Below are 9,193 nucleotides of genomic sequence, written 5' to 3'. Positions count from 1 at the left end.
AAAAAGGTATATTAATTTTTATAATAACGATAGAGGACATAGTTCTTTAGATTATGAAACACCTGCTAAGGTATATTTTGGTACTCAAAAAATTGCTTAAGTTTTTTCATAAACTGTTTGACAAACACGACCACCATAGATGTGAAGTTACTGGGAGTCTGAGAAGAAAGAAAAAAGATGTACGGGATATAGATATAGTAGTCAAAAAAAATGAAAATAAAAAAATAAAGGTTGAAAATCTAAAAGATGTAGATATAAAGGTGTTAGAAATAGTTTCTAAATATAATGAAGTTAAAAAGCGAATAAATAATTATGAATTTTTATTGAAGAGTGGAATATCTATTCATATGATTCCTGAAACATCAAAACAATTTAACTATACTTTGTGGCATTCTACAGGACCAAAACCTCATGTGAAGTTAATAAAGAATATGTATAAAGAAAAAGGGAAGAAGATAGATATGGAAAATACAGTAGAAGGCGAGATATATGAAAAAATAGGTTTAAAACATTTACAACCAGAAAAAAGATGGGAAATAGTCTAAAATTATATAAATAAATGTTAAAAAAATTATAAATTATAAATTGGACCAAGAACCGCTAGAAGGAAAAAGGGGAGAGTTGTGACAAAAAAGCAAAAAGTTAAAAAAATAATAGCTATACTCCATGAAAAATTTGGGGATCCAGAATGTGCGTTGAAATATGAGACTCCATTTGAACTATTGGTAGCTGTGAGTCTATCGGCTCAATGTACCGATAAGAGAGTAAATATAGTGACGGAAGAGATGTTTCGAAAAAAAGGGATAAATACTCCAAAACAATTTGCAGAAATGGATCTAGAGGAAATAGAAACTTTGGTCAAGAGTACAGGGTTTTATAGGAATAAAGCCAAAAATCTAAAGAAGACTAGTGAAATCTTATTAGAAAAATATGGTGGAGAAGTTCCTAGTGAGATGGAGAAGCTAGTTGCCTTGGCAGGAGTAGGTAGAAAAACAGCGAATGTTGTTAGAGGGGAGGTGTGGGGAATAGCTGAGGGGATAACGGTGGATACCCATGTAAAGAGACTAACAAATTTAATAGGACTCATTAAGGGAGATAATCCTATAATTATTGAAAGGGAATTGATGGAGATGGTTCCTAAAGAATACTGGATAGATATATCTCACTATTTAATCTTACAAGGAAGAGACGTCTGCATAGCTAGAAGACCTCAATGTGGTAGATGTGAAATAAATATTTTTTGTAATTTTGGAAGAAAAAAATTAAAAAAAGCAGATAAAAATTAGAGCTACCAAAGGTAGGACAACAATACTAAGGCTTTAAAAGTTTCGATTATCAAACCTTTGGAACACCAAGGATTATGTTGACATAAAAACTAAAGAATGGTAGTATAGGGTATATAAAATAAGGGGTGAAGCTATGAGAAAAGTTTATTTAGATAATAACGCTACAACAAAAACAGATAAAAGAGTATTAGAAGCCATGTTACCTTATTTTTGTGAGGTATATGGAAATGCTCACAGTATGCACAGTTTTGGACAGGAAGCAGGAAGAGCTTTGGATTTAGCCAGAGAAACTGTTTCAAACATATTGAAGATAGAAAAATCAGAATTAATTTTTACTGGAACAGGAGTGGAAAGTAATAATTTAGCCATAAGAGGTATAGCAAGAGCTTACAAAAGGAGAGGAAATCATATAATTACAAGTACCATAGAGCATCCAGGTACTAAGAATACATGTCAAGATCTTGAGAGAGAAGGATTTGAAGTATCTTATATCCCTGTAGATGAAAATGGCGTAGTAATCGTAGAGGAGTTAAAAAAAGCTATTAGAAAGGAAACAATATTAGTTACTCTGATGCATGCAAACAACGAGACTGGAGTAGTTCAACCTATAGAGGAAATATCTAAGATAACTCGTGAGAATAAAATTGTGTTTCATACAGATGCTGTTCAAACAGTTGGAAAGATACCTGTATATCCTAAGGAATTAGGAGTAGATCTAATGAGTTTCTCAGCCCATAAATTTAATGGTCCCAAGGGGACAGCTGGATTATTTGTTAAAAATGGAATAAGGTTGGGAAAAGTTATCACAGGTGGAGGTCAAGAGAGAAAGATTAGACCTGGAACAACTAACCTAGCAGGAGTAGTAGGAATGGCTAAAGCATTGGAATTAGCTATTATAAATATGGATGAAAAGATAAAGGAAGAGGAAGAATTAAGATCGTTTTTTGAAATAGAGATGGTTGCAAGAATTCCAGAAATTAAAATAAATGGTAAAGAAGCAACTAGACTTCCAGGGACTTCAAGTATAAGTTTTAGATATTTAGAAGGAGAATCAATCTTATTAGGACTTGATTACAAAGGAATAACAGTGAGTTCAGGATCAGCATGTTCTTCAGATGACCTGCAGGCTTCCCATGTTTTGTTAGCGATGGGTATAGAGGTTGTCGATGCTCACGGAACTATCAGATTTTCATTGGGAAAATTCAATACTCGTGAAGACATAGAATATGTAATAGAGGAAGCTCCTAAAGTAATAGAGAAATTAAGAGTAATCTCACCACTTTGGAATGAATTTCAATTAAAAAAATAAATTAAAAGACGGGGAGTGACGATAGATGGAATATACAAAAAAAGTAATGGATCATTTTATGAATCCTAGAAATGTTGGAGTAATTGAAAATCCTGATGGATATGGAAAGATAGGAAGCCCTTCTTGTGGTGATATGATGGAGATCTTTTTAAAGATAGAAGATGGAATAATTATAGATGTAAAATTTAGAACATTTGGATGTGCTTCAGCTATTGCATCATCATCTGTGACTACAGAGATGATTTTAAATAAAACTGTAGAAGAAGCGTTACAAGTAACTAACAAAGCTGTTGTAGAAGCTTTGGATGGTTTACCAGCGGCAAAAGTACATTGTTCAGTATTAGCTGAAGAAGCTATAAAGGCAGCAATAGAGGATTATATTTCTAAAAAATAGTGATTTTAATGGGGATGGGAGACTATCCCTTTTTTATTTGATAGGTGGTGTAATACTCTGATCTAAAAAGCATATTATTAATAAATTATAAGAATAAAAAGGATGAAGTGAATAAGATGAAAAAAGTTATTATAGGCATATACTTGGTTATAAGTGTATTAAGTTTTGGACAAGGAAACAGATCAATTGCAAAATTATTAGGGACGGCAGATGGTGAAATAATAAATGAAATTAAAGGAGAGAAAATCTATCCATTAGCCTCTATCACTAAGATGATGACAATATTAATCACCTACGATGCTATATCCAAGGGCAAAATATCCATGCAGGATATGGTTGATATTCCAAAAGAGGCAAGGGAAATTGGTGGGAGTAGAATATGGATGACTGTGGAAGACAGGCTAAGCGTGAGAGATTTACTCAAAGCAACAGCTATTTATTCTGCTAATAATGCAGCATATTCTCTGGCTTACTATGTAGGAGATGGTGATTTAGAAAAATTTGTAGAAATAATGAATAAAAGGGCAGTATCTTTAGGTATGTTAAACACTAGTTATTATACACCGGCAGGCTTACCGCCTTATATGACAGGGACAGAGATGGATGTATCTACAGTAAGGGACATCTATAAACTTTCTATGGAGTTACTAAAGAATGATGACTATATGAAAATTGCCTCTATGAAGAAAGCCAGTATAAGAAATGGTCAGCAAAAATTTAAAAATAGAAATAAATTATTGGGAATAGATGGGATCTATGGGATGAAAACTGGACATCATAGTTTGGCAGGGTATAATATTTCCATAGTTTCTAAAAAAAACAATTTAAATATGATAGAGATCGTATTTGGTTCACCAGATGAAAAAACTCGAGATATAGTTGTATTGGAAGATTTGAATAAATTCTATACTAATTATGGATATGTAAATATTTTGGTTGAGGGAGAAAAATTAGGGACATTAAAAGTTAAAGATGGTGTGAAATCGGAAATTAATTTTTATGCAGAGAATAGTTATACGAAGCTTATGGCTAAAAATAAAAAAATAAAAAAACAAGTAATTATGAAAAAAAATATAAAAGCTCCTGTTGTGGCCGGGACAATAGTCGGAGAACATAGAGTTTTAATAGATGGTAAAATTTATTTAAAAAGTGATCTAAAAATTAAACATTCCATTGAAAGAATGGGGTTTTTCCAAAGGGAATTTAACTAAAAGAGTCTTTAAAGACTCTTTTTGTTTGAAAATTTTGATTGTGCAAGACTCGAATTATGACTAATCGAATGAGAAGTCACGTTGCTTTGGCTCTTCACATAATTTTCGCGGAACTAAAGTACAATATACATATAAGAGAAAAGCGTAAAGAGGAAAGAGATTAAAATGAGAAATAAAATACTTATTGGGTTGTTATTGGTATCAGCTATATCATTTGGAGCTTTTGGACATTATAACGAAGGAAATACGATGGGCAGAGGAAGTAAAAATGGTAATTATGGTTGTAGTGGGAATGGACATATGATGTGGGATGAAAAAAATTTAAGTGAAGAACATAGGGCAGAAATGTTTGAAATGATGCAAGGAAGAAGAGGTGTAACTTATAAAGGAAATCTAGAAATCAGAGAAAAATAGTTGGAATTAGAGAAAAAATTAACAACGTCTAAGGTGGACTGGGAAGGTGTAGAAAGGTTGAATAAAGAAATTTCAAACTTGAAAGTTAAGAGAAGATTAGAGGGGATGAAATATAGAAAAGAGATAGAAGATAAACAGTAGTTTGATTACGATAGAAAAAGAAGATATAAGGGGAGATGGAATAAGTTGAAAAGAATAAAAAAACTTTATATTGAAATTTGTAGAAAAGGAATCTTTGGGTTTCTTTTTCTATTATTATGTTATAATAGATGGAAGTATAAGTATAAATTAAAGTTATAGAGAGGGAGAAATAATGAAAAAATATATAATTGAACCAGAATATCACGGATATAAAGTTGGGGATTATTTGAAGGAAGTTTTAGGTTATTCTAGTAGAAGTATGAGGAAGATTGATATTTTTTTAAATGGAAAAAAAGTGAAACCCAATAAAAAAGTAAGGAAATTGAATAGGGTTTTGGTGAAAGAGCATAATAAAGGAACGAACATCGAGCCAATAAAAATGGATCTGGATATAGTATATGAGGATAAGAATCTAATAATCCTAAATAAGGAACCGTATTTGATAGTGCATCCTACTAAAAAGAAGGTAGATAAAACTTTAGCCCACGGAATAGTTTACTATATGAAGGAACAGACAGGAGAGATTATGGTTCCAAGATTTTATAATAGACTGGATATGAATACATCTGGAATAATAGTAGTGGCCAAAAATGGATTTGCCCAGACATTTTTACAAAATAAAGAAAAAGCTACAGTGAAAAAATATTACCAAACAATAGTCAAGGGAATAGTTGAAGAAAATGAATTTGTTATAGAGGAATCAATTGGTCGTGTAGGAGAGTCGCTAAAAAGAGAATTACTTTCAACAGAAGATGGCGGTCAAACTGCAAAAACAGCAGTAAAAGTTTTAAAGAGGATGGATGGTCAAAACTTAACCCTTCTAGAGGTTGAGTTATTTACAGGAAGAACCCACCAAATTAGAGTACATCTATCATCTATAGGACATCCAATATTAGGAGATGAGCTCTATGGATGGATGGTTGAGGGTGTTAAAAGGCAGTTATTACATGCTTATAAACTAATCTTTACTAATCCGGATACAGGGAAAGAGGAAACTGTAACAACAACTTTACCTGATGATATGGAAAAAATTATAAAAGGGGAGGTGATAGGGTAAAAATAGACCAAGGATTGTTGCAAAATTAATACTCATGTTCCGTTGACAAACTCTAGAAATTTAAGATATATTTATAGTGTAGAATAAAAAAAATCTTAGGAGGAATAAAACTATGGCAGCAGTAAAGATAGCGATAAATGGATTTGGTAGAATTGGAAGATTAGCATTCAGATTAATGGCAGATAACCCTGAATTTGAAGTAGTAGCAATAAATGACTTAACGGACCCAAGAACTTTAGCTTACTTATTAAAGTTTGATACAGCTCAAGGAAGATTCAAAATGGATTCAATTGAAGCTACAGAAAACGGAATATTAGTAGACGGGAAAGAAATTAAAATATACTCTGAAAGAAATGCAGCAGACTTACCTTGGAAAGCATTAGATGTAGATGTAGTATTAGAATGTACTGGATTCTATGTATCTAAAGAAAAGTCTCAAGCACATATAGATGCAGGAGCTAAAAAAGTAGTTATCTCTGCACCAGCGGCAGGAGATCTTAAGACTATCGTATTCAACGTAAACGATAACGTATTAACTGGAGAAGAAACTATCATCTCTGGAGCTTCTTGTACAACTAACTGTTTAGCACCAGTTGTAAATGTATTAAACAAAGAATTTGGATTGGTAAAAGGATTCATGACAACTATCCATGCATATACAAATGACCAAAACATCTTAGATGCACCTCATCCAAAGGATATCAATGCAAGAAGAGGAAGAGCAGGAGCAGCTAACATAGTACCTACATCAACTGGAGCAGCAGTAGCAGTAGGAAAAGTATTACCTGAATTGTTAGGGAAATTAGATGGTGGAGCAGTAAGAGTTCCAACTGTTACAGGATCTTGTGTTGACTTAGTAGTAGAGTTAGAGAAGAACGTAACTGTAGAAGAAATCAATGCAGCTATGAAAGCAGCATCAAATGAAACTTTAGGATATACTGAAGAGCCAATCGTATCTTCTGACTGTATCGGAATCCAATTTGGATCATGGTTTGACGCTCAATCTACAAAAGTAATGACTGTAGAAGGAAAGCAATTAGTTAAAGTTTTAGCTTGGTATGACAACGAGATGTCTTATACAGCTCAATTAGTAAGAACTTGTAAGAAATTTGCTCAATTAGCAAAGTAATTATATAATAGAATGAAATAGAATAGCGGGAGCATTGGTTTCCGCTATTTTTTTAAAAAAATAATACTCTTTCCTTGTTATCGTTTTCAATAATTATTGGAAATACTATAAAAAAGAAGAGTGATTCTTGGAGGTATTAAGAAAATGGCAAAAAAAATAGTAAATGAATTAAAATTAAACGGTAAAAAAGTACTGATGAGAGTAGATTTTAACGTTCCTATGAAGGATGGGAAGATCATGAACGACAACAGAATAGTTGCGGCAACTGACACAATTAAATATGTGTTAGAGCAAGGTGGAAAGGTTATAGCTTTTTCTCATTTGGGAAGGGTAAAAACAGAGGAAGATAAAGCTGGAAAATCAATGGCACCAATAGCTGCTAGATTATCTGAATTATTAGGTAAAAAAGTTAAGTTTGTAGCTGAAACTAGAGGAGCAAAATTAGAGGCTGCAGTAGCAGAATTAAAAGATGGAGAGGTCATGATGTTTGAAAACACTAGATTTGAAGACATCGATGGTAAAAAAGAATCTAAAAATGACCCTGAATTAGGGGAATATTGGGCTTCTTTAGGAGATGTTTTCATAAATGATGCATTTGGAACTGCTCATAGAGCACATGCTTCAAACGTAGGAGTAGCATCTAACATAGAAGAATCAGCAACAGGATTCTTGATGGAAAAAGAAATTAAATTTATTGGTGGAGTAGTAGAAAATCCTCAAAAACCTTTAATTGCTATCTTAGGCGGGGCAAAAGTTTCTGACAAGATCTCTGTAATCAAAAACTTGATTCCAAAAGCAGATAAAATAATAATCGGCGGAGGGATGATGTTTACATTCCTAAAAGCTAAGGGGTTAAATATTGGAACTTCTTTATGTGAAGAAGACAGATTAGATCTTGCAAAGGAATTGATGGAGTTAGCAGGAGACAAGTTAATTTTGCCGGTAGATACTATCACTTCTAAGGAATTTTCAAATGATGCGGGGCATCAAATAGTATCTGTAGAAAATATTCCATCAGATGAGATGGGATTGGATATCGGTCCTAAATCTATAGAGTTATTCCAAGAGGCTTTAGCTGGGGCAAAGACCGTAGTCTGGAATGGACCAATGGGTGTATTCGAGATGTCTAACTTTGCTAAGGGAACGATCGGAGTTTGTGAAGCAATCGCTAATTTAGATGGTGCTATCACTATAATAGGTGGAGGAGACTCTGCAACAGCAGCTATCGACTTAGGATTTGCTGACAAGTTTACACATATCTCTACAGGTGGAGGAGCTTCTCTTGAGTATTTAGAAGGGAAAGTTTTACCGGGAATAGATTCTATAGCTAGTCACTGTGGAAACTGTAACTGCGGTAAATAATTAAATAGAAAGATTTGAAGGAGGAGAAATCCTCCTCTTTTTATATTTAATTTATGCTTAGACCACTCTTCCTGGTGAGTCTTTCTTTGCTCTAACTATTGATTTTGTTGAAATTATGTCGTATATTTGTATTACTAGCATGAGGACTAACTAATAAGGATGTGATTTTTATGAGAATGATAATAAGAGGAAGACACTTAGAGGTAACGGGGGCAATCAGAGATTATGCAGAGAAGAGATTTGGTAAGTTGGAGACATATTTTAATCATATAGATGAAACTGAAGTTGTTTTAAAATATGAAAATAAAAAAGTATATGGTGTAGAAGTTATTGTTAGTACTGAAGGAAATAAATATATTGCTAAAACTAAAGGTGGAGAATTGTACGCCGAGATAGATAGGGCTAAAAAGAAGATAAAAGGTGTATTAACTAAAGAAAAGAAGAAAATTATAGATAGCAAGAGGGAAGAAAAAATAGAAATTGAATAGATGAAACTGATCTCCTAATTATCGGGTATGTAAATTTTCTGATAATTAGGAGAGTTTTTTTTGAAAAAAATAACATTACAGTATAAAATACCTTGAAAAAAAATGAAAATAATGATTTTTTTTTATAAATAATAAATTGTTCGGAGGAATAAAAGTGAAAAAATCAAACTTTATTACAACTCTATATTACTATTATTATAGAAAACAGGATTTGAATTAATTCTTTAAATTAGAATTATATGCGAATCCGTTTTGTATTTCTATGGTGGTCGTGTTTGTCAAACAGTTTATGAAAAAACTTAAGCAATTTTTTGAGTACCAAAATATACCTTAGCGGGGCTGTTGCAAGTTTTGTGTAAACTCTAAAAATTAATGTAAAACTTTTATAAAAAGAGGAGTAAT

General features: G+C 32.5%; 11 protein-coding genes. All 11 read left to right on the top strand.

Translation table 11 applies throughout. The annotated features are described in order from the left end of the window. Window positions 1–92 precede the first annotated feature (92 nt). The 11 genes from V5784_RS05610 to raiA all read left to right on the top strand — a co-directional run bounded on the left by V5784_RS05610 (window position 93) and on the right by raiA (window position 8,791). Entirely contained in the window at window positions 93–545 is a 453-nt protein-coding gene (locus V5784_RS05610) for a hypothetical protein (RefSeq protein WP_336888063.1), read from the top strand. 78 nt (window positions 546–623) lie between these two features. Further along, complete coding sequence (gene nth, locus V5784_RS05605) at window positions 624–1,286, top strand: endonuclease III (RefSeq protein WP_336888062.1); 663 nt, start codon at window positions 624–626, stop codon at window positions 1,284–1,286. A gap of 133 nt (window positions 1,287–1,419) precedes the next feature. Next, entirely contained in the window at window positions 1,420–2,595 is a 1,176-nt protein-coding gene (locus tag V5784_RS05600) for a cysteine desulfurase family protein (protein WP_336888061.1), read from the top strand. Window positions 2,596–2,620: 25 nt separating this feature from the next. Then, window positions 2,621–2,989 carry a Fe-S cluster assembly scaffold protein NifU gene (nifU, locus tag V5784_RS05595; RefSeq protein WP_336888060.1) on the top strand — a complete coding sequence of 123 codons (369 nt, stop codon included), beginning with the start codon at window positions 2,621–2,623 and terminating at the stop codon, window positions 2,987–2,989. 116 nt (window positions 2,990–3,105) lie between these two features. Continuing rightward, on the top strand, window positions 3,106–4,200 hold the full coding sequence (locus V5784_RS05590; RefSeq protein WP_336888059.1) for a D-alanyl-D-alanine carboxypeptidase family protein: 1,095 nt from the start codon (window positions 3,106–3,108) through the stop codon (window positions 4,198–4,200). 165 nt (window positions 4,201–4,365) lie between these two features. After that, window positions 4,366–4,614, top strand: coding sequence for a hypothetical protein (locus V5784_RS05585; protein ID WP_336888058.1), 249 nt, complete (start codon window positions 4,366–4,368; stop codon window positions 4,612–4,614). Further along, window positions 4,615–4,755 (top strand): hypothetical protein, encoded by a 141-nt coding sequence (locus V5784_RS05580; protein WP_336888057.1) that lies wholly within the window; start codon window positions 4,615–4,617, stop codon window positions 4,753–4,755. Between the two features lie 172 nt (window positions 4,756–4,927). Further along, window positions 4,928–5,812 carry an RluA family pseudouridine synthase gene (locus V5784_RS05575; RefSeq protein ID WP_336888056.1) on the top strand — a complete coding sequence of 295 codons (885 nt, stop codon included), beginning with the start codon at window positions 4,928–4,930 and terminating at the stop codon, window positions 5,810–5,812. Window positions 5,813–5,924: 112 nt separating this feature from the next. Then, window positions 5,925–6,941 (top strand): type I glyceraldehyde-3-phosphate dehydrogenase, encoded by a 1,017-nt coding sequence (gene gap, locus V5784_RS05570; protein ID WP_336888055.1) that lies wholly within the window; start codon window positions 5,925–5,927, stop codon window positions 6,939–6,941. 144 nt (window positions 6,942–7,085) lie between these two features. Beyond that, window positions 7,086–8,303, top strand: coding sequence for a phosphoglycerate kinase (locus tag V5784_RS05565; RefSeq protein WP_336888054.1), 1,218 nt, complete (start codon window positions 7,086–7,088; stop codon window positions 8,301–8,303). Window positions 8,304–8,473: 170 nt separating this feature from the next. Continuing rightward, a complete protein-coding gene (gene raiA, locus V5784_RS05560; RefSeq protein ID WP_336888053.1) occupies window positions 8,474–8,791 on the top strand; it encodes a ribosome-associated translation inhibitor RaiA in 318 nt (105 codons plus the stop codon). The last annotated feature ends 402 nt before the right edge of the window (window positions 8,792–9,193 follow it).

The sequence above is a fragment of the Psychrilyobacter sp. genome (assembly GCF_037132775.1).
In the GTDB taxonomy this organism is placed as follows: domain Bacteria; phylum Fusobacteriota; class Fusobacteriia; order Fusobacteriales; family Fusobacteriaceae; genus Psychrilyobacter.
The sequence above is the reverse complement of the archived record's forward strand: the minus strand, read 5'-3'. Positions and strand labels throughout refer to the sequence as shown.